At 59.3% G+C, this 23,523-nt stretch carries 23 protein-coding genes and 1 pseudogene; 19 read left to right on the top strand and 5 right to left on the bottom strand.

All coding sequences use genetic code 11. The features are described 5' to 3' along the window. Positions 1 to 6: 6 nt before the first annotated feature. From Q1W40_RS11735 to Q1W40_RS11715, 5 genes are all read left to right on the top strand, one after another. On the top strand, positions 7 to 906 hold the full coding sequence (locus Q1W40_RS11735) for a transglutaminase family protein (RefSeq protein WP_300712124.1): 900 nt from the start codon (positions 7 to 9) through the stop codon (positions 904 to 906). A 91-nt stretch (positions 907 to 997) separates the two neighbouring features. Continuing rightward, on the top strand, positions 998 to 1,456 hold the full coding sequence (locus Q1W40_RS11730; protein ID WP_300712122.1) for a RidA family protein: 459 nt from the start codon (positions 998 to 1,000) through the stop codon (positions 1,454 to 1,456). A gap of 37 nt (positions 1,457 to 1,493) precedes the next feature. Next, the gene (locus Q1W40_RS11725; protein ID WP_300712120.1) at positions 1,494 to 1,757 is read left to right on the top strand and encodes a hypothetical protein; all 264 of its coding nucleotides are present in this window, start codon (positions 1,494 to 1,496) and stop codon (positions 1,755 to 1,757) included. Positions 1,758 to 1,763: 6 nt separating this feature from the next. After that, positions 1,764 to 2,342, top strand: a complete 579-nt coding sequence (locus Q1W40_RS11720) for a flavin reductase family protein (RefSeq protein ID WP_300712118.1) — start codon at positions 1,764 to 1,766, stop codon at positions 2,340 to 2,342. A 26-nt stretch (positions 2,343 to 2,368) separates the two neighbouring features. Then, positions 2,369 to 2,884 (top strand): DUF1993 family protein, encoded by a 516-nt coding sequence (locus Q1W40_RS11715; RefSeq protein WP_300712116.1) that lies wholly within the window; start codon positions 2,369 to 2,371, stop codon positions 2,882 to 2,884. A gap of 1 nt (position 2,885) precedes the next feature. Here Q1W40_RS11715 and Q1W40_RS11710 read toward each other — a convergent pair whose 3' ends face one another. Continuing rightward, positions 2,886 to 3,803, bottom strand: a complete 918-nt coding sequence (locus Q1W40_RS11710; RefSeq protein WP_300712114.1) for a LysR family transcriptional regulator — start codon at positions 3,801 to 3,803, stop codon at positions 2,886 to 2,888. 123 nt (positions 3,804 to 3,926) lie between these two features. On the opposite strand from Q1W40_RS11710, the gene Q1W40_RS11705 reads away from it, so the two are divergent. From Q1W40_RS11705 to Q1W40_RS11655, 10 genes are all read left to right on the top strand, one after another. Continuing rightward, positions 3,927 to 6,083: a xanthine dehydrogenase family protein molybdopterin-binding subunit gene (locus Q1W40_RS11705; RefSeq protein ID WP_300712113.1), complete on the top strand. Its 2,157-nt coding sequence runs from the start codon at positions 3,927 to 3,929 to the stop codon at positions 6,081 to 6,083. Continuing rightward, complete coding sequence (locus Q1W40_RS11700) at positions 6,080 to 7,060, top strand: dihydrodipicolinate synthase family protein (RefSeq protein ID WP_300712111.1); 981 nt, start codon at positions 6,080 to 6,082, stop codon at positions 7,058 to 7,060. The genes Q1W40_RS11705 and Q1W40_RS11700 overlap by 4 nt, the downstream gene beginning before the upstream one ends. Positions 7,061 to 7,082: 22 nt before the next feature. Then, positions 7,083 to 7,571 (top strand): (2Fe-2S)-binding protein, encoded by a 489-nt coding sequence (locus Q1W40_RS11695; protein ID WP_300712109.1) that lies wholly within the window; start codon positions 7,083 to 7,085, stop codon positions 7,569 to 7,571. Beyond that, the gene (locus tag Q1W40_RS15155) at positions 7,568 to 8,989 is read left to right on the top strand and encodes an FAD binding domain-containing protein (protein WP_315168477.1); all 1,422 of its coding nucleotides are present in this window, start codon (positions 7,568 to 7,570) and stop codon (positions 8,987 to 8,989) included. The genes Q1W40_RS11695 and Q1W40_RS15155 overlap by 4 nt, the downstream gene beginning before the upstream one ends. Positions 8,990 to 8,994: 5 nt before the next feature. Then, the gene (locus Q1W40_RS11680) at positions 8,995 to 9,597 is read left to right on the top strand and encodes a 3-hydroxyanthranilate 3,4-dioxygenase (RefSeq protein ID WP_300712107.1); all 603 of its coding nucleotides are present in this window, start codon (positions 8,995 to 8,997) and stop codon (positions 9,595 to 9,597) included. Between the two features lie 27 nt (positions 9,598 to 9,624). Further along, entirely contained in the window at positions 9,625 to 10,800 is a 1,176-nt protein-coding gene (locus Q1W40_RS11675; RefSeq protein ID WP_300712105.1) for an ABC transporter substrate-binding protein, read from the top strand. 73 nt (positions 10,801 to 10,873) lie between these two features. Continuing rightward, positions 10,874 to 11,800 carry a branched-chain amino acid ABC transporter permease gene (locus tag Q1W40_RS11670; RefSeq protein WP_300712103.1) on the top strand — a complete coding sequence of 309 codons (927 nt, stop codon included), beginning with the start codon at positions 10,874 to 10,876 and terminating at the stop codon, positions 11,798 to 11,800. Beyond that, positions 11,797 to 12,768 (top strand): branched-chain amino acid ABC transporter permease, encoded by a 972-nt coding sequence (locus tag Q1W40_RS11665; RefSeq protein ID WP_300712100.1) that lies wholly within the window; start codon positions 11,797 to 11,799, stop codon positions 12,766 to 12,768. Before Q1W40_RS11670 ends, Q1W40_RS11665 begins: the two co-directional genes overlap by 4 nt. Before the next feature lies 1 nt (position 12,769). Beyond that, on the top strand, positions 12,770 to 13,525 hold the full coding sequence (locus Q1W40_RS11660; RefSeq protein ID WP_300712098.1) for an ABC transporter ATP-binding protein: 756 nt from the start codon (positions 12,770 to 12,772) through the stop codon (positions 13,523 to 13,525). Then, entirely contained in the window at positions 13,522 to 14,235 is a 714-nt protein-coding gene (locus tag Q1W40_RS11655; protein ID WP_300712096.1) for an ABC transporter ATP-binding protein, read from the top strand. The genes Q1W40_RS11660 and Q1W40_RS11655 overlap by 4 nt, the downstream gene beginning before the upstream one ends. A gap of 90 nt (positions 14,236 to 14,325) precedes the next feature. Here Q1W40_RS11655 and Q1W40_RS11650 read toward each other — a convergent pair. The 3 genes and pseudogenes from Q1W40_RS11650 to Q1W40_RS11640 form a co-directional block, all read right to left on the bottom strand. Next, positions 14,326 to 15,051, bottom strand: a pseudogene (locus Q1W40_RS11650) (YoaK family protein); the annotation flags it as partial. 42 nt (positions 15,052 to 15,093) lie between these two features. Beyond that, positions 15,094 to 16,989: a ferrous iron transporter B gene (locus Q1W40_RS11645; protein WP_300712095.1), complete on the bottom strand. Its 1,896-nt coding sequence runs from the start codon at positions 16,987 to 16,989 to the stop codon at positions 15,094 to 15,096. Beyond that, positions 16,982 to 17,224, bottom strand: a complete 243-nt coding sequence (locus Q1W40_RS11640; protein WP_300712093.1) for a FeoA family protein — start codon at positions 17,222 to 17,224, stop codon at positions 16,982 to 16,984. The genes Q1W40_RS11645 and Q1W40_RS11640 overlap by 8 nt, the downstream gene beginning before the upstream one ends. A 249-nt stretch (positions 17,225 to 17,473) precedes the next feature. Here Q1W40_RS11640 and Q1W40_RS11635 point away from each other — a divergent pair, with 249 nt between their 5' ends. The 4 genes from Q1W40_RS11635 to Q1W40_RS11620 all read left to right on the top strand — a co-directional run bounded on the left by Q1W40_RS11635 (position 17,474) and on the right by Q1W40_RS11620 (position 22,661). Further along, positions 17,474 to 17,746 carry a hypothetical protein gene (locus Q1W40_RS11635; RefSeq protein WP_300712091.1) on the top strand — a complete coding sequence of 91 codons (273 nt, stop codon included), beginning with the start codon at positions 17,474 to 17,476 and terminating at the stop codon, positions 17,744 to 17,746. A gap of 22 nt (positions 17,747 to 17,768) precedes the next feature. Continuing rightward, positions 17,769 to 18,044 carry a hypothetical protein gene (locus tag Q1W40_RS11630; RefSeq protein WP_300712089.1) on the top strand — a complete coding sequence of 92 codons (276 nt, stop codon included), beginning with the start codon at positions 17,769 to 17,771 and terminating at the stop codon, positions 18,042 to 18,044. Positions 18,045 to 18,144: 100 nt separating this feature from the next. Continuing rightward, entirely contained in the window at positions 18,145 to 21,900 is a 3,756-nt protein-coding gene (locus Q1W40_RS11625; protein WP_300712087.1) for an N-6 DNA methylase, read from the top strand. 74 nt (positions 21,901 to 21,974) lie between these two features. Continuing rightward, on the top strand, positions 21,975 to 22,661 hold the full coding sequence (locus Q1W40_RS11620) for a hypothetical protein (RefSeq protein WP_300712085.1): 687 nt from the start codon (positions 21,975 to 21,977) through the stop codon (positions 22,659 to 22,661). Between the two features lie 29 nt (positions 22,662 to 22,690). Here the strand turns inward: Q1W40_RS11620 and Q1W40_RS11615 are convergent. Further along, a partial coding sequence (locus Q1W40_RS11615) for a DNA gyrase C-terminal beta-propeller domain-containing protein (protein ID WP_300712082.1) occupies positions 22,691 to 23,523 on the bottom strand: 833 nt, incomplete at its 5' end.

Raw genomic sequence — 23,523 nt, 5'->3', positions numbered from 1 at the left:
GCTCCCATGCGTCTGGCCATCACCCACGAAACCCGATACCGCTACAGCCCTGCCGTGCAAACCGCGCAGCATGTGGCGCACCTGCAACCGGCCAATTCACCTTGCCAGCAAGTGCTCAACCACAGCCTGTATGTGGAGCCCACAGCGAACGTGCAGCACAGCGTGGACGCCTATTGCAACCACCGCGCCTACTGGGCCCTGACCCACCCGCACGACGGCTTGCTGGTGCGCGCCTACAGCGAATTGAACACCTCGGTCATTGAAGCCACCACGTCCGCGCAAAGCTGGGAATCGGTGCGCGAGCATTTCCGCTACCGGGGCGGGCATGCGGCCGATGTGAACAACGGCTTTGTATTTGGCTCGCACCATGCGCCCGCGCATGAAGCCTTTGCGGCCTACGCGCAAAGCAGCTTTTCACCCGGCCGCCCCTTGATGCAAGCCGCGCAAGACCTGACGGCGCGCATGCACCGCGACTTCACCTACGCCTCGCAAAGCACCGACATCAACACCCCGGCGCTCGAAGCCCTGCAGGCCAAACGCGGCGTCTGCCAGGACTTTGCGCACATCTTGCTGGCCTGCCTGCGTTCGCTGGGCCTGCCCGCCCGTTACGTGAGCGGCTACCTGCTGACCCAACCGCCGCCTGGTCAGCCGCGCCTGGTGGGCAGCGACGCATCGCATGCCTGGGCCTCGGTGTATGTGCCCGAGCTGGCCAGCCACGCTTGTCAAGGCTGGCTCGATCTGGACCCGACCAACAACCGCACAGGCCTGGCCAGCCCGGGCCTGGACTATGTGCGCCTGGCCGTGGGCCGCGATTTTGCCGACGTCTCGCCCCTGCGCGGCGTGCTGCAAGGCGGCGGCGAACACACGCTGGAAGTGGCCGTCACGGTGGCACCGATGGACGAATGAGCCCGTCCTCCCGCCCCTTCGGCGACAATCGGTTTCTGGCCGTTCCCGCCCACGCTGGAATGCTCCATTCAACCCTTTTTGACATCTGACCATGAGCGTTTACGACACCCTGAAATCCCTGAACATCGAACTGCCCCCCGTGGCGGTGCCCGCTGCGGCCTATGTGCCCTTCGTGCAAAGCGGCAACATGGTTTTTTTGTCGGGCCACATCGCCAAGAAAGACGGCAAAGTCTGGGTCGGCCAATTGGGCAAAGACATCGGCACCGCCGAAGGCCAGCAAGCGGCCCGTGCCGTAGCGATTGACCTGATGGGCACCCTGCACGCCGCCGTGGGCGACCTGAACAAGGTCAAGCGCATCGTCAAAGTCATGAGCCTGGTCAACTCGACCGGCGACTTCACCGAGCAGCATCTGGTCACCAACGGCTGCAGCGAATTGCTGGGCCAGGTCTTCGGCCCGCAAGTCGGCGCACACGCCCGCAGCGCTTTTGGCGTGGCCCAAATCCCACTGGGCGCTTGCGTCGAGATCGAACTCATTGCTGAACTGGCCTGATACACGACGTCAACATGTCAATGCTGAAGCTGTCGACTTGCGTTCATCCCGCTTGCAGGCCAATGGCTTCAGCCCCGACAAATCTTGGCAAACCCGGCTCATGCGCCACAAACCCCTCATCGCACTGACGCTGCTGACCGGCTTGACGGGCTGCGGCCTGACTTCGTCGCAAGCCGTTTACGAAGGCATACGCGCCCAAGAAAAAGCCAACGCCGTCGGCACCAATGCACCGCCCAACCAGGGCTTGCCGCGCTACGACCAATACGAAAAGGAGCGCTCGACGCGCCCTGAAACCCGCTGACCGACCATGCAAACCGTTGAACTGAAACACGCCTACCGCCTGCTCAACCACGGGCCCACCGTGCTGGTGGGCAGCGCCCATGCGGGCCGCAGCAATGTGATGGCCGCTGCCTGGGCCATGCCACTGGACTTTGACACACCCAAGGTGGCGGTGGTCGTGGACAAGAGCACCCTCACCCGCGAGTTGATCGACGCCTCCGGCGTGCTCAGCCTCTGTGTGCCCACGGTGGCCATGAAAGACCTGGTCATGGCCGCTGGCGGCATGAGCGGCAAGAACTACCCCGACAAGCTGAACCGTTGCCACATCAGCACCCAATCCGCACCGCTGACCGGCGTGCCCTTGGTGGACGGCTGCATCGCACAAATGGAATGCAAGGTGTTGCCCGCCACCGCCCATGTGGCGGGGCCGCACGATTTGATCCTGGCCGAGGTGGTCGGGGCCTGGGCCGATGAACGCGTGTTCAGCCAAGGCCGCTGGCACTTTGAAGACGCCGCCCCCGAACTGCGCAGCTTGCACCATGTGGCAGGCGGGCACTTTTACGCCATTGGCGAGGCGGTACAGGCATTGCCTGTGGTCAACGCCTGAATTTTCAACAACAACCGGAAACTTTCATGACCCTTTCCATGTCCAGCGCCAGCCTGCCCGTGTGCACCCGCATGCTGAGCAACCTGAGCCACATCCTGAGCAAGGCCGAGCAATTCGTCGAAGCCAAAAAGATCGACCCCACGGCGCTGACCACCTACCGCCTGGCCCCCGACATGTTCCCCTTCACCCGTCAAGTGCTGATCGCTTGCGACGCGGTGAAAAACGGCGTGGCCCGTTTGAGCGGCATCGAAGCGCCCAAGTTTGACGACACCGAAACCACGCTGGCCCAGCTGCAAGAGCGCATCCAGAAAACCCTGGCCTTCATCGCCACCGTGCCTGCGGCTGCGCTGGACGGCACCGAAGACAAAGAGATCACCTTCCCCGCAGGCCCCGGCAAAACCCGCACCCTGTCCGGCCAGAACTACCTCACGGGCTGGATGCTGCCGAACATGTACTTCCACATCACCACGGCCTACAACATCCTGCGCCACAACGGCGTGGACGTGGGCAAAGTGGATTACCTCATGGGTGCGCAGGGCTGATTCAGAACAAGCCTGCTCCTGCATGCTTTTTGAACTGCTCCACAAACAACAAGGCCGTCTCAGACATGCCGGAGCCCAATTTGGTCAGGGCCACAATTTCGCGCAAAACACTGGGTGCGACCAGGTTCACAGTGGCCACTGCAGCCGCCTGAGACAGTGACTGGGCGCGGGAGATGGCGTATGAGGGCAAAACGGAAACGCCCTCCCCCTCACTGACCAAACCCAAAGCGGTCGCCACTTGGGACACCTCGTAGGCAGGCTGAATGCTTTTGTGCCATTTGGAAAAAGCTTTGTCCACCAACACGCGCAAGCCACTGCCATGACGCATCAAGATCAAACGCTCGTCCAGCAGGTCTTGCCACTCCACCTCGCGAAACTGTGCCAAGCGGTGCGCACGAGGACACACCAGCATCAGCTTGTCGGTGTAAACCGGTGTGGCCAGCAAGTCGCTCATATCGCTGCTGGCTGTGCACACCGCCAAGTCGACTTCACCTCGCCTGACCAACTCGGGCAAGGAGGCCACCGGCGCATCCATGAGCGAGACTTTGATTTGGGGGTTGAGCAAACGGAAACTGGCGATGACCTGTGGAAACAGGGCACTCGCCAACAAGGGTGACGCCGCCACATGCAGGCGACCCGCCTTGATCTGTTGGTTGTTTTGCAGCGCCGCAATGCCCGCTTCGAGTTGAGAAAAGACCTGCTCAACCGTGGGCAAAAACTGCACGCCCGCCTCGGTCAATACCAAGCGCCGGGTGGTGCGATCGAACAAACGCACACCCAAATCGTCTTCCATGCCACGCACCAGCATGGACAGGGCCGAGGGGGTGAGGTGTAATTTTTCCGCCGCACGGGTCATGCTCGACTCTTGGGCCACCGCCAAAAAGGCGCGCAGTTGACGCAAACTCAAATGGGAAGCCATGGACTTGAAACTCATCCCGGGAGTTTATGCGCAATGGGCATCCTCCCGGATTGAACAAAATAGCTGCACGATTGTTCAATTTTTATCGCCCTTCAGGGCGGCCGTTTTTGGTCCAATCAAGCGGTGACTCCACCTTACAGCCAGCCCACCACGGCCTCGACAGTACCTTCGCCAACTGAGCAGAAGCTGCCGCTGCGCCGCGAAGATCCTCCTTTGCTGCGTGGTGAGGGCCGTTTTGGACAGGACATCTCACTGCCCGATGCGTGTCACCTGGCTTTTGTGCGCAGCCCCTTGGCACATGCCAAGTTGCTGGGCATTCAAACGGAAGCGGCCTTGCAAATCGAAGGCGTGTTGGCCGTGCTGACCGATGAACAACTGGGTCGGCACACAGTGCCCGCCCACAATCCTTTGCTCGAAGTGGTCGCGGGCCGCGCATTTGATTTGCTGGCGCATGACCATGTGGCTTATGTCGGACAGCCCGTGGCGGTGGTGGTGGCGCGCACTGCAGCCCTTGCCCGTGAGGCCGCCGCACTGGTCTCGCTGTCATTGCAGGCATTGAAACCTGTCAACGATTTTTCGGACGATTCGCCCACCACACAGACGCAGCACATCTGCGGAAAAATGCCCGAGGACAGTGCCCATGTGGTACACGCCAACATCCAGTCACCGCGTGTGAGCGCCATGCCCATGGAGCCGCGTGCTTGCAGCGCATGGGTCCACGAATCACCCCAACCACACCGCATCACCATTTGGCTGGGGACCCAAACCCCTTCTCGCGCACAAGCCGACATGGCCCGGGTGCTGAACATCCCCACCGAGGAAGTTCTGCTCATCTGCCCAGATGTGGGCGGCGCATTCGGCGCCAAAGCATCTGTTAGCCCGGAAGATTTGCTCACGGCACTGACCGCACAACACATGCAGCGCCATGTGCAATGGCTGGCCAGCCGATCGGATGACTTTGTGGCGGGCATGCAGGGCCGGGGCTCGTTGATGCAAGGCCGTTTGCACGTCGACGCACAAGGTCACATGCAAGGCCTGTGGGCGCGCATGCATTTCACCCTGGGGGCCTGGCTGCCATTTTCTGCCGTGGTGCCCTTGCGCAATGCCACACGGATCTTGCCGGGACCCTATGCACTCACGCAGCTGGACATTCAGGGCATGGCCACCCGCTCGAATGCCGCGCCCGTCAACATCTACCGTGGGGCAGGACGCCCCGAGGCGGCCTTGCTGATGGAAACTTTGGTCGAGCAAGCTGCGCGCCAATGCCACATCGACCCCGTGGATTTGCGCTTGCTAAACCTGATTGCCCCACAGGCGATGCCCTACACCACGCCCACTGGCGAAGTGTTGGACTCTGGCGACTACGCCCAAGCCCTGCGCCAAGCCTGTACGCAATTTGACTACGCCGGCGCTCGCCTTGCGCAAACAGAACGCCGTCGCCAAGGTGAGATGGTGGGCATTGGTCTGGCTTTTTACGTCGAGCCCTGCGGTCAAGGCTGGGAGTCTGCGCGCGTGACCTTGCAAGCAGACGGCCGTGTTCTGGTGGCCAGTGGTACCCCGGCACAAGGCCAAGGCCATGCCACCACCTTTGCACAACTGGCGGCAGAGACCCTGGGCTGCGCCGCTGAACAGGTGCAGGTGCTGATGGGCAACACCGATCTGTGCCCTGCCGGTACTGGCGCACTGGCCAGTCGGAGTACGGCCATTGGCGGCAGCGCCATCGTGAAAGCATGCCAAGCCGTGTTGGACAGGCGCGATCACGGTGAAGCCCTGCCCATCACCGCTGAAGAAAAATTCACCGCTCAAGAAGCCTGGAGCTACGGCTGTGTGATTGCACAAATGCGCATCGATGCAGACACCGGAGCGCCCACCGTCGAGCGCATGTCCTGGGTAGACGATGCTGGCCATGTGCTGCAGCCACAACTGGTGCATGGCCAACTGATGGGCGGTGCCGCACAAGGCTTTGGACAGGCCATGATGGAGCGCTTGGTCTACGACGAGCAAGGCCAACTCATCACCGGCTCATTGATGGACTACGCCATCCCGCGCGCAGACAACATGCCCCCCATTGAAATCAGCAGCCTGCACACGCGCAGTCCGCACAACCTGCTGGGCGCCAAAGGTGTTGGCGAGGCAGGCTGTATTGGTGTGCCAGCGGCGCTGATGAATGCCGCACGCGATGCGCTCTCACCCTTGGGTGAGCACGACTTGCAATTTCCGCTCACGTCAGAGCAACTCTGGCGTGTCATCCACCGCTCATTTGAGAAAGCGACCCCATGAAATACAAAAAATCCGAAGCCAAAGAACATGCACGCCAGAACATGGTCGGGGTTTGGGCGGCCAACCTGACCCCCTTCAATGACGCCTTGCAACTCGACGAAAAAGCCTACCGCGAAAACCTCAGTCACTGGGTCAACGACCTCAAGCTGGGTGGCTTGTTCATCGCCGGCAAACAGGCCGAGTTTTTCTCCATGTCCATCCCGGAACGCAAGCGTTTGATGGACTTGGCCGTTGAAGTGGCCAGCGACGCAGGCAACCGCGGGGGCGCAGGCCACTGCGGCATCGTCACCTCTTGTTCGGACACCAACCTCGATGTGGTGCTGGAATTGGCCGAACATTCGAAAAACATCGGCGCCGACTACGTGATCGTGCACAGTCCCGTCTTGCACTTTGGCGCGCACACAGACGACACCATTTACGAGTACTACCGCTACCTTTCAGAAAAGATTGACCTGGGCTTGGCCATGTGGAATCACCCCGACTGCGGCTACGTCATGAGCCCCGAGCTGTGCGCCAGAATTGCCGAGTTGCCAAACGTCGTGGCCATCAAATACAGCACCGACCGCGTGCACTACAAGCGCCTGACCGAGATGGTGGGCGACAAAATTCACGTCAGCAACCCCGACGAACACGATTGGCTGGACAACATCATCGAGCTGGGCTGGAAGCTGTATCTGTGCTCCACGCCGCCCTTCTTGTTGCAAAGCAAGGTGGACCAGCGCATGAACGAGTACACCCAACTGGCCTTCGCTGGCCAGTTTGAGCAAGCGCGCCAAGTGCGCGACAGTCTGAACCCCGTTCGCGAGGCCATTCGACAAAGCAAGCCCCAAGGCAAACCCCAAGCCCACGCCAAGTACTGGCAAGAACTCCTGGGCCAGCACGGCGGCCCGGTGCGTCGCCCCTTGCTGCAATTGACCGAAGCCGAGCGCGAAAAAACACGCCAAGCTTTTGCGCAATCGGGCTTGCGTACAGCTTGAACAGGCCCGGTTTTTGTTTGACATGAACGCCCCGCTGCAACTGCACATCAACGGCCAGCGCAAGCGCCTGAGTGTGGCGCCATCGAGCTTGCTGCTGACAGTATTGCGCGAGCAATGTCAGCTCACCGGCACACACCAAGGCTGCGACACAGCCCAGTGCGGCGCTTGTACGGTGCTGGTCGATGGCGCAGCCGTGAAATCGTGCAACCGTCTGGCCGTGCAATGCAGTGGACAACACATCACCACCATCGAGGGTGTTGCACCCAATGCCTCTGATCTGCATGTGATGCAGCAGTGCTTCAGCAAACACCATGCACTGCAGTGCGGTTTTTGCACCCCCGGTTTGATCATGCGCGCCCTGGCCATGGTCCACGAAGACGTGCCGGCACAAGAACAGGCTGTGCGACATGCACTGTCTGGAAATTTGTGCCGCTGCACAGGCTACGAAGGCATTGTGCTGGCAGTTTGCGAGGGCCTGCGCTTGTTGCGTGCGTCCCCGTCATTGGCATGAAGAACACGCTCTACCTTCGCCCCCAAAGCTTGGCCGAAGCCCAAGCCATGCTGGCGGCGCATCCACAAGCGCAAGCCCTGGCTGGCGGACAAAGCTTGTTGGCGGCCATGAAGCTGGGCTTGTGTCACCCCACACATTGGGTAGACCTGCAAGATCTGCAAGAACTCCGGCGCATCACGCTGCAAGCCGATCACTTGTGGATAGGGGCCATGGTCACGCATGCACAGGTGGCCCGTCACGCAGATGTCAAGGCCTGGTGCCCCATGCTTGCGCAATTGGCCGCAGGCATTGCCGACCCGCAAATCCGCCATGTGGGCACACTGGGCGGCTCCGTGGCCAACAACGACCCTGCCGCTTGTTGGCCGGCGGGTGTTTTGGCCGCCCGCGCCACCCTCGTCACGACCGAGCGCGAGATCGCCGCCGATGATTTCTTCCAAGGGCTGTTCACCACGGCCTTGCGGCCCCAAGAATTGATTTTGGGCCTCAAGTTTCCCGCCTCGACCTGTGGGCACTACCTCAAATTCGAGCAACCCGCTTCACGCTTTGCTTTGGTCGGTGTCGCGGTGATCCGCGACCACCATGGGGGCGTCAGGGTGGCAGCGACAGGCCTGGGACACGGTGTGGTGCGCTGGCACCAAGCCGAGCAGGCACTGGGCGAACGGTGGGAGGTCCATGCACTCAACGACTTGGATCCCCACGCTCATCCAGCACTGAGCGATGTGCATGCCAGCGCAGCTTACCGCCAACACCTCATGGCGGTGCTGTGCCGACGTGCCGTTGCCCAGCTAACAGGGCAAGCACCGGGCATGCCACGCGCCCCTGCGCATGCCGCAGCGCACCGCCTGTCATCCACACGGGACCACATACAGGATGCCCATGCGCTCAAAGGTGAGCATGTTCTGCAAGCGCCACTGGTGCGCGTTTGGCAAGCACTGCTTGACCCCACCGTGTTGCAAGCCAGCATTCCTGGTTGCACAGCCATGCGCCTGGTCTCGCTGCACCAGTACCAGGCCACGGTGAAGGTGGGATTAGGGCCTGTCTCGGCCAAATTTGACACCTCGGTGCAACTGACACCCGAGCTCGAGCCCACCGGCAATGCACAGCACGCACAGTGCGCCTTGCACATGACAGGCCAGGCCGGTGCACTGGGCAGCGGCCAAGCCCAGGTGCTGGTGCGATTACATCAGGAGGGGGCAAACACCCGCCTTTACTGGACGGCACACCCCCAACTTCAGGGGACCCTGGCCCAATTGGGCAACCGATTGGTGCATGCCAGCGCACAACGCTTAAGTGAACAATTTTTCGAGCGATTTGCTCAGGTCTTATTGGGTGAAGCACCAAGACGGGGCATACCCGTTTTGTTTTATGCTTTGTGGCAACCGCTGCGCCATTGGTGGCAGCACTTTTTCAAGAAATGAGTCCCATGTCGTCTGATCCATCCGTTCCCCGACTTGACCACTACAGTGCGCCCTTGAATTTTCAACACTGGATCGATGAGCGAGCCCATTTGCTCAAGCCCCCCGTTGGCAACCAGCAGATCTGGAAAAATTCGGACTTGATTTGTACTGTGGTCGGCGGACCCAACCAACGCACAGACTTTCACGTCGACCCGTTCGAAGAGTATTTCCACCAATTCAAAGGCAACGCTTCATTGCTCATTGCCGACCGCGGCAAGTTCGAACGCGTGCACCTGCGTGAAGGCGATGTGTTTTTACTACCCGCTTTTGTGCGCCATTCGCCACAACGCCCCGAAGTCGGCAGCTTGTGCACCGTGATCGAGCGCAGCCGCCCTGCAGGGGACATCGATGCCTTCGAATGGTATTGCGCGGACTGCGGCCACTTGGTTGCCCGGCGCGAGTTGCAATTGCAAAGCATCGTGGAGGACTTACCCAAAGCTTTCTCCTCGTTTTACGACACCAGCCATGAGCAGCGCACCTGCTCGCACTGCGGCACGGTTCATGCTGGCAGAGACTGGCAAGCATGGCACCAAAGCTGCGCGCAACACTTTCCCAATACGGCCCTTTGATTTTCACAACCCTCCGGAGACCACAACATGAAGCCCCTCACCCTCAAAGCCCTTTGCGCAGCAGCCATTGCCACTTGCGCACTCGCCACCACCCACGCATCCGCGCAAGTGAAAATTGGTTTCATGGCCACTTTGTCGGGGCCTGCAGCCTCACTGGGCCAGGACATGTACGACGGCTTCATGCTGGGCCTTGAGCAATCGGGCGGCAAATTGGGCGGCGCCAGCATCGAACTGCTCAAAGAAGACGACCAACTCAAGCCTGAGTTGGGCGTGCAAATCGTCAACAAATTCATTGAGCGCGACAAGGTCGACATTGTCACCGGCGTCACCTTTTCCAACGTGATGATGGCCTTGGCCAAACCCCTGTCCGATGGCAAAGCTGTCTTCGTTGGCTCCAACGCAGGCCCTGCCCCACTTGCTGGCGCACAGTGCAATGCCAACTTCTTCTTCACCTCATGGCAAAACGACATGCAGGCCGAAGTGGTGGGCAAATACGCCACCGACAAGGGCTACAAAAACATTTACATCATGGCGCCCAACTACCAGTCGGGCAAAGACAACGTCGCCGGATTCAAACGCTATTTCAAGGGTGGCTTGGCCGGCGAGGTCTACACCACCGTCAACCAACCCGACTATTCGGCTGAAATCGCTCAAATGCAAGCGGCCAAGCCCGATGCGCTCTTTGTGTTTTATCCGGGCGGCATGGGCGTGAACTTTGTCAAGCAGATGCGCCAAGCGGGCTTGCTGGGACAAATCCCTCTGCTGTCGGTGTCCACCACCGACGGCTCTACCTTGCCGGCCTTGAAAGACACGGCCTTGGGCGTGATCTCTGGCACTTTCTGGGGGCCTGACTTCAACAACGCAGCGAGCAAGAAGTTTGTGGCCGACTTTGAGAAAAAGTACAACCGGATCCCATCCCAGTACGCTGCGCAGTCTTATGACTCGGCCTTGTTGATCGACAGTGCATTGAAAAAAACAGGTGGCAAAGCCACCGACAAAGCCGCTTTGACGGCCGCTTTGCGCGCTGCTGAATTCAAGTCCGTGCGTGGCAATTTCCGTTTCAACAAGAACGGCTTCCCCGTTCAGGACATGCATGTTTTTGAAGTGGCCAAAGACACTCAAGGTCGTGTCTCGCTCAAAACCTTGTCCACGCCACTCAAAGACTTGGCCGATCCCTACGTGAAAGATTGCCCTCTGAAGTAAGCTCAACCGACATTTGTGACACCTCACCGGGGTTGGCGCTGTCGCGAACCCCGGTTATTTTTTCAAAGATCGCATGAGTTTCAATTTGCTCTTGGCGCAAGCCCTCAACGGACTGCAGTTCGGTGTGCTGCTGTTTTTGATGGCAGCAGGACTGACGCTGGTGTTCGGCATCATGAGTTTCATCAACCTGGCCCATGGTGCGCTTTACATGTTTGGCGCTTACTTTGCGGCCTTGGTGTTTTCGGCCTCGGGTTCTTTCACACTGGCGCTATTGGCTGCCGCCGTGGGCGTATTTGTGCTGGCTGCACTGCTGGACGCGGGCGGCTTGGCCGTACTGCACAAGCGAGATCACCTGGATCAGGTGCTGGCCACTTTTGGTTTGGTGCTGTTCAGCAACGAGTTTGTGCGCTGGGCTTGGGGCAATTCGCCCCTGTTCATGGACACGCCAGAAGCCTTGTCCAATTCGGTGCAGTTTTTTGGCTTCAATTACCCAGCCTACCGCTTTGCCATCATCGGTGTGGGTCTCACTGTGGCCGTGGGTTTGTATGCACTGATCGAGCGCACCCGCATCGGCATGCTCATCCGCGCAGGCGCAAGCAACCGCGAAATGGTGTCCGCATTGGGTGTGAACATTGGCTGGCTTAACCGCTTTGTATTCGCCTTGGGTGCAGGCCTGGCGGGTTTGGCTGGCGCCATGGTGGGGCCGATCCTGTCCATTCAGCCAGGCATGGGTGAACCCATTTTGGTGCTGACACTGGTGGTCATCGTGATCGGCGGCATTGGCTCCATTCGCGGTGCCTTTTTGGGGGCGTTGGTGGTGGGCCTGGTGGACACCATGGGCCGCGTTTTGCTGCCCATTTGGCTGCGCCAATTGTTGGATGCATCGTTGGCCAATGCCGCAGGACCTGCCCTGGCATCGATGTTGGTGTATTTGATGATGGTCCTGGTGCTGGCTTTCAAGCCCGATGGCCTGTTTCCCGTGAAGGCACGTCAGCAATGAACAAGCACGTTGAACAAACAGGGCAAGCCCCAACATTGGCCCTGCGCACCCCGTGGCGCAAAGGCCTCGCGGCCTTGCTGATGGCTGGCTTGGCGGGTGTTCCAATCTATGCCTGGTGGGCACAAGACGTGTACGCCCTCACCTTGTTTGGCCGCATCCTGGCCTTTTCTCTGGCCGCCATGGGCTTGAACCTTGCACTGGGTTTTGGTGGCATGGTCAGTTTGGGCCATGCCATGTACATCGGCTTGGGGGCCTATGCGGTGGGGATTTTGTCGAGTCTGGGCATCCATGCGGGCTGGCTGCACATCACCTCGGCTGTGCTGGTCACGGTGCTGATCGCAGCGCCGCTGGGTTGGGTGGCACTGCGCACACAGGGCATTGCCTTCATCATGATCACACTGGCATTTGCGCAACTTTTTTATTATGTCTTCGTCAGCCTCAAAACCTTTGGTGGCGACGATGGCATCAGCTTGCAGCAGCTGAGTGATTTCGGTTTCCTGACGGGCAACAAGTACGCCATTTATGTATCGCTGCTCATCACGGTCTTGTTGGCGCTTTGGGCACTAGAGCATGTCGTGGCTTCGCGCTTTGGTTTGGTTTTGCGTGCCAGCAAGGTCAATGCACGGCGGGTACACGCCTTGGGGGCCAACGGCCTGCCCTACCGCATCACGGCTTATGTGATTTCCGCCGTCTTGTGTGCGCTGTCCGGCTTTTTTCTGGCCAACCTCACCGGTTTTGTGTCGCCAGCCATGATGACCTGGGCCGTCTCGGGCGAATTGATTGTGATGGTCTTGCTCGGTGGTATGGGCAGTGTGTTTGGCCCCATCGTGGGCGCATTTGCCCTGCTGCTGACGGAAGAGGGCCTGAAACTGCTGACCGAGCGCTGGCCCATGATCATGGGCCCTCTGATCGTTTTGATTGTGATTTACCTCAAGCGCGGGCTTTGGGGCCTGTTGGAGGAGCGCTGAGATGAGTGCCTTGTTGGAAGTGCGCGGGCTGGTGAAAAACTATGGTGGCTTGCGCGTCACAGACCAGGTGAACCTGAGCCTGCATGCAGGCCAAATCCATGCCTTGATTGGACCCAATGGTGCGGGCAAGACCAGCTTGGTGAATCAAATCGTGGGTGAAGTGACCTGTGACGCCGGACAAGTCTTGCTCAAGGGCATGGACATCACCCATTGGTCTGTGGCCAAACGTGCCCGAGCGGGCTTGGGCCGCTCCTACCAAATCAACGCGATCATTCCTGAATTCACTGCCCTTGAGAACGTGCTGCTGGCAGTGCAAACCGCGCAAGGGCACAACTTTCATTTTTGGAAAGCCGCCACCGCCCAGCGCGATCTGCTTGAACGCAGCGATGCCGTGCTGGATTTGCTGGGTCTGCTGGGCTTGCGACATCAACGTGCAAGCCATTTGTCTTACGGTCAGCAGCGGCAGATCGAGCTGGCCATGGCTGTGGCATCACAGCCCGATGTGCTGCTACTGGACGAGCCCATGGCGGGCTTGGGGCCGGCAGAAACGCAGCACATGATCGAGGTCTTGCAGGGCCTGCGAAAAAATTTTGCCATCTTGCTGATTGAACACGATATGCATGCCGTTTTCTCCTTGGCAGACCAAGTCAGTGTCTTGGTCTATGGTCAAGTGGTGCTGTGCGACACACCGCAAGTGGTACGCAACAGTGACATCGTGCGTGAAGCCTATTTGGGCGATGAGGAACTGAGCGCATGAACACGCCGCTGTTGGAAATTCGCCAAGCCATCAATGGCTACGGTGGCAGCCAAGTCCTGTTTGACATGTCCTTGTCAGTGCTGCCTGGCCAATGCGTGAGCTTGCAAGGGCGAAACGGCATGGGCAAAACCACCACACTCAAAAGCATCATGGGCCTGTTGCCGCTCTGGAAAGGTGAGGTTTGGTGGCAGGGCCAGGCCATTCAAGCCTGGCCGCCCCACCGAATTGCCCAATTGGGCATCGGCTTGGTGCCAGAAGGCCGGCAAATATTTCCCAACCTCACGGTCTGGGAAAACCTGGTGGCCACGGCGCGGCCTGCGCGCAAAAACCTCAAAGCCTGGGACCTTGCGCGCGTGTACGCCTTCTTTCCCAGATTGGCGGAGCGCCAAAACAATTTTGGCAACCAGCTTTCGGGCGGCGAACAGCAAATGCTGGCCATTGCCCGAGCCTTGATGACCAACCCCCAACTGCTGATCCTGGACGAGGCCACAGAAGGACTGTCACCCTTGATACGTGAAGAGATCTGGTCTGCATTGAAAGTGCTTCGCAGTGAAGGTTTGTCGATCCTGGTCACCGATAAAAACCTGCAGCAATTGCTCAGTCTGTGCGATGCGCATTACGTGATGGAAAAAGGACGTTGCGTATGGACGGGCGACTCCGCACATTTTCGCGCCGACACCAGCGTGCGCGAACGCTATCTGGCGGTGTGATCGCTGCGCACCAACGGATCGAACGTGGACTTGTCCGTCAACCCGGGCGCAAAACGCTCAGGCATTGACCCGGCGCAACCAGTGGCTCAGATCGTCAACGGCCGGCACGCTGGCCAGCAAGATGAGCAAAAACGCCAACGGCACCGTGGCCACGTAACCCACGTACTTGAAACCCAAAGCACCGAGTACCCCACCCAGAAAAAAGCTCATCGCTAAAAAAAGCAAAATCTGTAAACGTGCAGCGTTGGCCTTCACGGGGGATTGATGGCCCGCTTGAGCCGCCAGGCCATAAGCCGCTTTGCCCATCTCAATGCCAATGTCTGTGACCAAACCGGTGATATGGGTGGTGCGGATTTCAGACCGGGAAATCTTGGTGACCAGGGCATTTTGAAGCCCCATGATGAAGCTCAGCAGCATCACGGTCATGGGCACAAACAAGCCCGCAATGTGCGATAAGCGCTCACCCAGAAAACCAAAACAAAGCAGCAACACAGCCTCCAGCACCAGCGGCATGGCAAATTCGCTGTGCAGACGGTGCTGTCTGCCAACGTTGACCAAAATGGCCGAGCAAGCCGCCCCACCGATGAAGGACAAGAGCGCGCCAAAACCGGTGAGGTAAGCCCGAAACTCTCCCAATGCCAAATGATCGGCCATGGCCGAAACAATGCCGATCATGTGCGATGTGTATTGCGACACCGCCAGGAAACCGCCCGCATTGGCCGCACCGGCCACAAAGGCCAAGACGAGTCCGAGCTGCCGATTGGCGTCGGCGCTGCGTTTGCGCCCCGTCAGTTTGCGTGAATAGTGAATGGGCACGGCGTGAACTCCATGGTCAATTGAGCCGCCCAGCCCGGCGCGTCAGACCCAGGCCGACACCACCCGGAAGGTGATGAACGCCGCGCCGTAAGCCAGCGCCAGCTGGTAGAGCAAAGTGATGGCGGGCAGCTTCCAGCTGCCGCTTTCGCGGTGAATCGCCACCAGCGTGGACAGGCACTGCGGCGCAAAAATGTACCAGGCCAACAGCGCCATGCCGGTGGCCAGGCTCCACTGCCCGGCCAGCACCGGTGCCAGCGCTGTGGCGGTGGCGCCGCTGCCATCAGCGGACACTACCGCATACACCGTGGCCAGCGCGCCAATGGCCACCTCGCGGGCGGCCATGCCCGTCAGCAGCGCCACGCTGATTTGCCAATTGAAGCCCATTGGCGCAAACAGCACCAGCAGCACATGGCCGATCTGCCCGGCATAGCTGTGCTCGATGGCTGGGCCCACGGCACCGGCGGGGGCCGCGGGGTAACTGGCCAGCGCCCACAGCGCCACCGTGAGCAGCAAGATCACCGTACCCACGCGGCGCAAAAAAATCCAGGCTCGCTGCCACAAGCCCATGGCCAGATTGCGCCAGGTGGGCCAGTGGTAAGACGGCAACTCCATCATCAAGGGGCGCGACTGACGCCCCGAGCGCGTGAGCTGCTTGAGCACCCAGGCCACCGCCATGCCACCGGCAATGCCCGTGAGGTACAGGCCCAAAAGCACCAGCCCTTGCAACTGCATGCCGCCCCAGGTGCTGGACGGGATGAAGGCCGAGATCAGCAAGGTGTAGATCGGCAAGCGGGCCGAGCAAGTCATCAAAGGCGCAATCAAGATCGTCACCAGCCGGTCACGCCGGTTGGCAATGGTGCGCGTGGCCATGATGCCCGGCACCGCACAGGCAAAGCTCGACAGCAGCGGAATGAACGAGCGCCCCGACAGCCCCACCCCGCCCATGATGCGGTCGAGCAAAAACGCCGCACGCGGCAAATAGCCCGACTCTTCAAGCAGCAAGATGAAGAAAAACAAAATCAAAATTTGCGGCAAGAACACCAGCACACCGCCCATGCCCGCCAAGAGCCCCTGCACCAACAGGTCGCGCCACCAGGCCTCGGGCAGCGCCCGCAAGGCCGCAGCCGACAGCATGTCGGTGCCGGCCTTGATCTGATCCATGGGCCAGGTCGCCCAGGCAAACACCGCCTGAAACACCACAAACAGCACCGCCAGCAAGATCACAGGCCCTGCCCAAGGGTGCAGCACCACACGGTCGATGCGGTCGCTCAGTGCATCGGGCACCAACGAATCGAGATGCAAATCCCGCAAGAGGGTCTGCACCTGCACATGGTCGGCTTCGGTGCTGGCCGCCTGTGCGCCCGAGCCCTCATCGGCCAAATGCACAGCCCCCCCGTCCACCCAAGGCCGCGAGGCCAACCAATCGCGCACGGCCGCGTCACCCCCGGTGTGGACGGCCACACTGGTGACCACCGGCAAGCCCAGCGCCCGCGACAAGGCAGCGGGGTCGATCTTCAGGCCACGGCCTGCGGCCAGATCGGCCATGTTGAGCACCACCAGACACGGCAAACCCAAACGTTTGACCGCCAGCACCAAACGCAGGCCTCTACGCAAATTGGTCGCATCCACCACACAGACCAGCGCATCGGGGCGCTTTTCTCCGGGGGAATTGCCCATCAACACATCGCAGGCCACGCGCTCATCGTCAGACCGGGGGTAGAGGCTGTAAACACCGGGCAAATCCAGCAAGCGCAGCGCGGTGCCATCGGGCAAGGCCAGACGACCTTCTTTTTTCTCGACCGTGGCGCCCGCGTAATTGGCCACCTTCTGGCGGCTGCCCGTCAGGCGGTTGAACAAAGCCGTCTTGCCGCAATTGGGGTTGCCCACCAGCGCGACCATCGTGCCGCGTGGCACCCAGTGCATGCGCTGCTCACGCATCGGCTGGTTCCAGCTCAATGCAGGCGGCCTCGTCGCGGCGCAACGCAAATGTGGACAAACCCACCCGCACCGCCAGCGGATCACCGCCCCACAAGCCCCGCGACATCACACACACGGGCTCGCCGGGCAAAAACCCGATCTCTTCCAGCTGCCGCGCCTGGTCTTCACGCCCAGCAGGCACCCGCACCCGAGCCACACGCCACACGGCTGACAAAGGGGCTTGATCGAGGGTCATGGTGGGCATCAAGAGGGTAGCCGACCATTCTATCGAGAACCATTCTCATTTGGACTGATGCAAAGCAAACTGTCCCCAAAGTCCGGGCCCAAACTTGTGGACAAGTACAGGGATAAGCCGCGAAAGGCCCGCCTGACAAGGGCTGGCGGGGCGTGCTCAATTCATGAGCACAGCCATTCATCGCACGATTGACAATGCTGTTTAAAGTATTGAAAATCACACGTTCTCCCCATCTGAACATACTGCACCATGCCTCAACTGACCGCCAATGACCTCAAAGTACGCGGCATCGCCGCGATTGAAACTGCCCTAGCTGACCAGACCGAAGCCACCATCTCGGTGCGGGGAAAGGACCGGTTTGTGGTGATGGACATGGCGCAATACCACTACCTGCGCGAATGCGAGCTGGAAGCTGCCTTGATCCAGAGCCGCGCCGACCTGGCTGCTGGCCGTGCCGTGCAAGAAACGGCTGAAGCCCACATGGCTCGGCTCAATGCCCTGTTGAACAACGCTGCACATTGAACACATCAGCGGCTCAAGCGGCATGCCCTACACCCTGGTCTTCACCGATGCCTACATGCGCCGGGCCGTGCGCTTCATTCGGCGCCATCCTGAACTGCGCAACCAGTACGCCAAAACACTGGCCCTGCTGGAGCTGAACCCGCACCATCCGTCGCTGCGCCTGCACGCCCTGTCAGGGCATCTGACGGACATGCATTCTGTCTCGATCAATCTGTCTTACCGCCTCACCCTGGAGCTGCTGATTCAGGACCAGCAAATCATCCCCATCAACGTGGGCGATCACGATGCGGTCTATTGAGTCAACAAAGCATTTGCGTTGATTTAAACAAATATGTTGATTATTTAGTATTCACAAAATGGCATACTGAAATGTGTTTTCACACACATGTCAGCCTGTCATGAGCCAGCCTTCTCTCTCTGCATTTATTTGGTCTGTAGCGGGGTTACTGCACGGAAATTTCAAAGCGCATGACTACGGGAAAGTCATCCTCCCCTTTATTGTTTTAAGTCGCCTGGACTGCGTGTTGGCGCCGACCAAAGCCGCTGTGCTCAAAGAGCTGGACGCCAAAACCGCCCAAGGCGTCAACCCCGAACCCTTTTTGCGACGTAAAGCAGGTCTGACCTTTTTCAACCAAAGCCCCCTCGACTTGCACAAACTCTTGGGCGATCCGGACCACATTGCGCAAAATTTGTTCACCTATGTGCAGGGCTTTTCTGAGGACGTACGCGACATCTTCGCCCGCTTTGAATTTCAAACCCAAGTGGAGCAATTAGCCAAAGCAGGCCTGCTTTATCAGGTGACTGAAAAATTCACCCAGATCGACCTGCACCCCGACCGTGTCAGCAACATGCAAATGGGGATGGTGTTTGAAGAGCTGATCCGCAAATTTGCCGAGATCAGCAACGAAACCGCCGGTGAACACTTCACCCCGCGTGAGGTCATCCGACTCATGGTCAACCTCATCTTCATTGAAGACGACGCCATCCTGAGCAAACCCGGCGTGGTACGCACCATTTATGACCCGACAGCAGGCACAGGCGGCATGCTCAGCGTGGCGGGCGAATATTTGGCCGAGCACAACCCACAAGCGCGCCTGACGGTCTTCGGCCAAGAACTCAACCCCGAGTCCTACGCCATCTGCAAGGCCGACATGCTCATCAAAGGGCAAGACGTGGGCAACATCGCCTATGGCAACACCCTGAGCGACGACGGTCACACGCACAAAAAGTTCGACTACATGCTCTCAAACCCACCCTTTGGCGTGGAATGGAAAAAGGTCGAGAAAGAAGTCCGCAAAGAGCACGAACAACAAGGCTACAACGGCCGCTTTGGCCCTGGCCTGCCCCGCGTTTCAGATGGCTCCATGCTGTTTTTGCTGCACCTGATCGACAAGATGCGCCCCGCAGCCGAAGGCGGCAGCCGCTTTGGCATCGTGCTCAACGGCTCGCCCCTGTTCACAGGCGGCGCAGGCAGCGGCGAGAGCGAAATACGCCGCTACGTGCTCGAAAACGACCTGCTCGAAGCCATCGTGGGCCTGCCGAACGACATGTTCTACAACACCGGCATCGCCACCTATGTGTGGATCATCAGCAATCGCAAACCCGCGCACCGCCAGGGCAAGGTGCAACTGATCGACGCTAGCGGCATGTGGCAAAAAATGCGCAAAAGCCTGGGCAGCAAACGCAAAGAACTCAGCGATGCCCACATCGACCGCATCACCCAAATCTTTGGCAGCTTCACCGAGGCAGAGCATGACGGCAAACCCATCAGCCGCATCTTTGACAACGAAGACTTCGGCTACCGCACGGCGTATTTGTGGGAACAGGTCTGGCAGCGCGACAGTTGGCTGGAGATCTTGGCCCGTTATTTGGTGACCCAGCGTGACGACAAAAAACGGATCAAGGCGATTTTGTTTCCGCGTTACCACCAGCTGGACGCGACACGCCGCCTGGTGCAGGCGGTGCTGGCCGAAGGAGCGGGCCAAAAGTACCTGATCCAGCACAGCGCGGGCTCGGGCAAGACCAACTCCATTGCCTGGTCGGCCCACTTTTTGGCGGACTTGCACGATGCGAACAACGCCAAGGTGTTTGACACGGTGCTGGTGGTGAGCGACCGCACCGTGCTGGACACGCAGCTGCAAGAGGCGATTTTTGACTTTGAGCGCACAGCGGGCGTGGTGGCCACCATCAAGGGCGCGGCAGGCAGCAAAAGCGCCGAGCTGGCCGAGGCGTTGTCGGGCAGCAAAAAGATCGTGGTCTGCACTATCCAGACCTTTCCGTTTGCGCTCAAGGCGGTGCAAGAGCTGGCCGCCACGCAGGGCAAGCGCTTTGCGGTGATTGCCGACGAGGCGCACAGCAGCCAGACGGGCGAGGCTGCGTCCAAGCTCAAGCAGCTGCTCAATGCCGAAGAACTGAAAGATCTGGCCGATGGCGGCGAGGTGAGCACCGAAGACCTGCTGGCTGCGCAGATGACCGCCCGAGCCAGTGCGGGCCAAGATGCAGGCATCACGTATGTGGCCTTCACCGCCACACCCAAGGCCAAGACGCTGGAGCTGTTTGGCCGCAGGCCCAACGCCCACGCGCCTGCAGGGCCAGACAATTTGCCTGCGCCGTTTCATGTGTATTCGATGCGCCAGGCGATTGAAGAAGGCTTCATCCTGGATGTGTTGAAGAACTACACGCCCTACAAGTTGGCTTTCAAGCTGGCCAACAAGGGTCAAGAGTGGGACGAAAAAGAGGTGGAGCGCAACGAGGCCATGAAGGGCTTGATGCGTTGGGTGCGTTTGCACCCCTACAACATCAGCCAAAAAGTGGCGGTGGTGGTGGAGCACTTTGCGCAAAACGTGCAGCCCCTGCTGAACGGCCACGCCAAAGCCATGGTGGTGGTGGGCAGCCGCCTGGAGGCTGTGCGATGGAAGCTGGCCATCGACAACTACATCATTGACAACGGCTACAAGCTGGGCACGCTGGTGGCGTTTTCTGGCGAGGTGAACGACCCCGAAAACCTGCCCGAGCCGGTGACGGAGACCTCCGCCAAACTCAACCCGAACCTGAAAAGCCGCGACATGCGGGAGGCGTTTGCCACCGACGAATACCAAATTTTGCTGGTGGCAAACAAGTTTCAGACGGGCTTTGACCAACCGCTGCTGTGCGGCATGTATGTGGACAAACGACTGTCAGGCATTCAGGCTGTGCAAACGCTCAGCCGCCTGAACCGCGCTTACAGCGGGCCGCATGGCCACAAAGATACGACTTACATCCTGGACTTTGTGAACGACCCCGAAGAGGTGTTGACCGCCTTCAGGCAGTACTTTGAAACCGCCGAGCTGGCGGGGGTGACCGACCCCGATTTGGTGTTCAGCCTGAAATCCAAACTGGATGCCAGCGGGCATTACGACGACTTTGAAGTGGAGCGCGTGGCCCAGGTGGTGATGAACCCCAAAGCCACGCAATCGATGCTGACGGCGGCGATTGAGCCTGTGGCCGACCGCTTGCTCAAGCGCTACAAAGCCGCCAAAGCGTTGATCGCGGACAACGGCGAAGACAAGCGCAAAGGTAAAGCAACACAGGCCGCCAAAGACGAGGTGAACGCCCTGCTGCTGTTCAAGGCCGATTTGGGCAGCTTCATCCGTGTGTATGCGTTTTTGAGCCAGATGTTTGACTACGGCAACACGGGCATCGAAAAACGGGCTTTGTTTTTCAAACACCTTTTGCCCCTGCTGGACTTTGGCCGCGACCGCGAAGGCGTGGACCTGAGCAAAGTGGTGCTGACCCACCACCGCCTGAAAGACGAAGGCTACCGCGACTTGGCCCTGGGGCAATATGCCAGCGAGAACAGCGAAAACGACAAGCTGCAGCCCATGACCGCCCCGGGCACAGGCGAGGTGCAGGAAAAGCAAAAAGCCCTGCTCTCGGCCATTGTGGAAAAAGTGAACGACCTGTTTGAAGGCGAGTTGAGCGACAACGACAAGCTGGTCTATGTGAACAACGTGATCAAGGGCAAGCTGATGGAGTCGGACCTGCTGCAACAGCAAGCGGCCAACAACAGCAAAAGCCAGTTCGCCAACTCACCCGACCTGGACAACGAACTCATGAACGCCATCATGGACGCCCTGAGCGCCCACACCACCATGAGCAAGCAGGCGCTCGATTAGGTCAAGGTGCGCCAAGGCCTGAAAGCTATTTTGCTGGGGCCTGTGGGCTTGTATGAGGCTTTGCGCGGTCAAGCATGAATTCCATAAATCACACCGCAGATGATCCTAGTGAGCTTGAAAAGGCTGTCCTTGATTCAATGTTTGAACAGAACGAGGAATATGCAAATGCATTGATCTGCAACTTGCACGAGCTTGGCGATTCAGAAAGCCACAACTGCTTGGCATGCAATTTTGCAGACCTTGTTGAGAGGCTCAAGGGACTTGCTCAGGACTTTTCAAAATTTTCAGACGCGGTAACGGGGAAAATTACTTACCTGCTTTGGCTTTATTTGCTGGCCGAACGCATGCAAGAGATTCTGATGCTCATCTCATTTCCTGAGGAAATCAAGAGTCAGAAATTTCCCAATTTTCTATTGGTCAAACGATGGGCCAATTTCTTCAAGCATCCGAAAGCATTTTTTCTGACTCATCATGCTCAATACGATCAAGCGCCGCAAGGAGGAAATGAAGTTGTCATTGATGATTCATTCATCAACAGGTTTTACTCGGGCGACAAGAAAAATAAGGAGCTTTACGAACGGCTCACAAACAAGGCCGACGTGCTTGTTTTGTTTCCGGACTTGGTCGCTCTAACAAAAGGGATTGGACAAGAACTGGCATATCTTTCCGACGTCATCCGGTCCAATCCCATTTATGGCGAAATCTTGGTCAACAAGAGCGTGCTCGAAGAGTACTACTCAGGGCAGTTGGCCGATTCTTAGGTTTTGAATGGCCCTGAGTGGACGGCCAATCACTCCACCCGGGTCACGCGGTTCGGCTTGAAGCCGAGATCCGCCACGCGGCCTTTTTTGGCCCGCGCGGCTTTGGCGTTGTTCAGGCTGCGGATTTCCAGCGTTTCGTCGCGCTCTTTGCCGCCCCGGCCAATGCCTTCGATCTTCACGCTGCGTGTGTAAGCCGCAGCACCGGCCAAGGTGTCTTTGGCTTCCAGATCGATCAGCATCAGGCCCCGGCCACCTTTTTCCATGGTTTTGAGTTCGCTGATCTCAAAGGTCAGCACACGGCCGCCCGAACTGGCGCAGCAGACGCTGGTGGCGGCCGGCATGGGCTGCTTGTCGGCAGGCACGGTGGCGCTGGAGCCGCTCACATGGCTCGGAGCGCAGACGGTTTCGCCGTCGCCCAGGCTGATGAAGGCCTTGCCCGCCTTGTTGCGCGAAATCATGTTCTCGACCGAGGCCATGAAACCGTAGCCGCCTGAGCCGCTGAGCAGCAGCGTGGCGTGGGCCGGGCCTGCAAAGTAGTGGGCGATTTGCGTGGTGGGTTCCAGCTCGATCAGCGTGGTCACTGGTTGGCCGTCGCCACGGGCGCCGGGCAGCGTGGCCACAGGCACGCTGTAGATGCGGCCGTTGCTGCCGAAGATCAGCAGTGTGTCCACCGTGCGGCACTCGAAGGTGCCGTACAGGCCGTCGCCCGCCTTGAAGGCGAAGCTGGTGGCATCGTGGCCATGGCCGGTGCGGGCGCGCACCCAGCCTTTTTCCGACACGACCACCGTCACCGGTTCGTCCACCACCTTGACTTCGGCCACGGCTTTTTTCTCTTCCTGGATCAGCGTGCGGCGCGGGTCGG

Origin of the sequence: Limnohabitans sp., from assembly GCF_030158565.1 — a bacterium.
Classification (GTDB): domain Bacteria; phylum Pseudomonadota; class Gammaproteobacteria; order Burkholderiales; family Burkholderiaceae_C; genus Limnohabitans_A.
The sequence above is the reverse complement of the archived record's forward strand: the minus strand, read 5'-3'. Positions and strand labels throughout refer to the sequence as shown.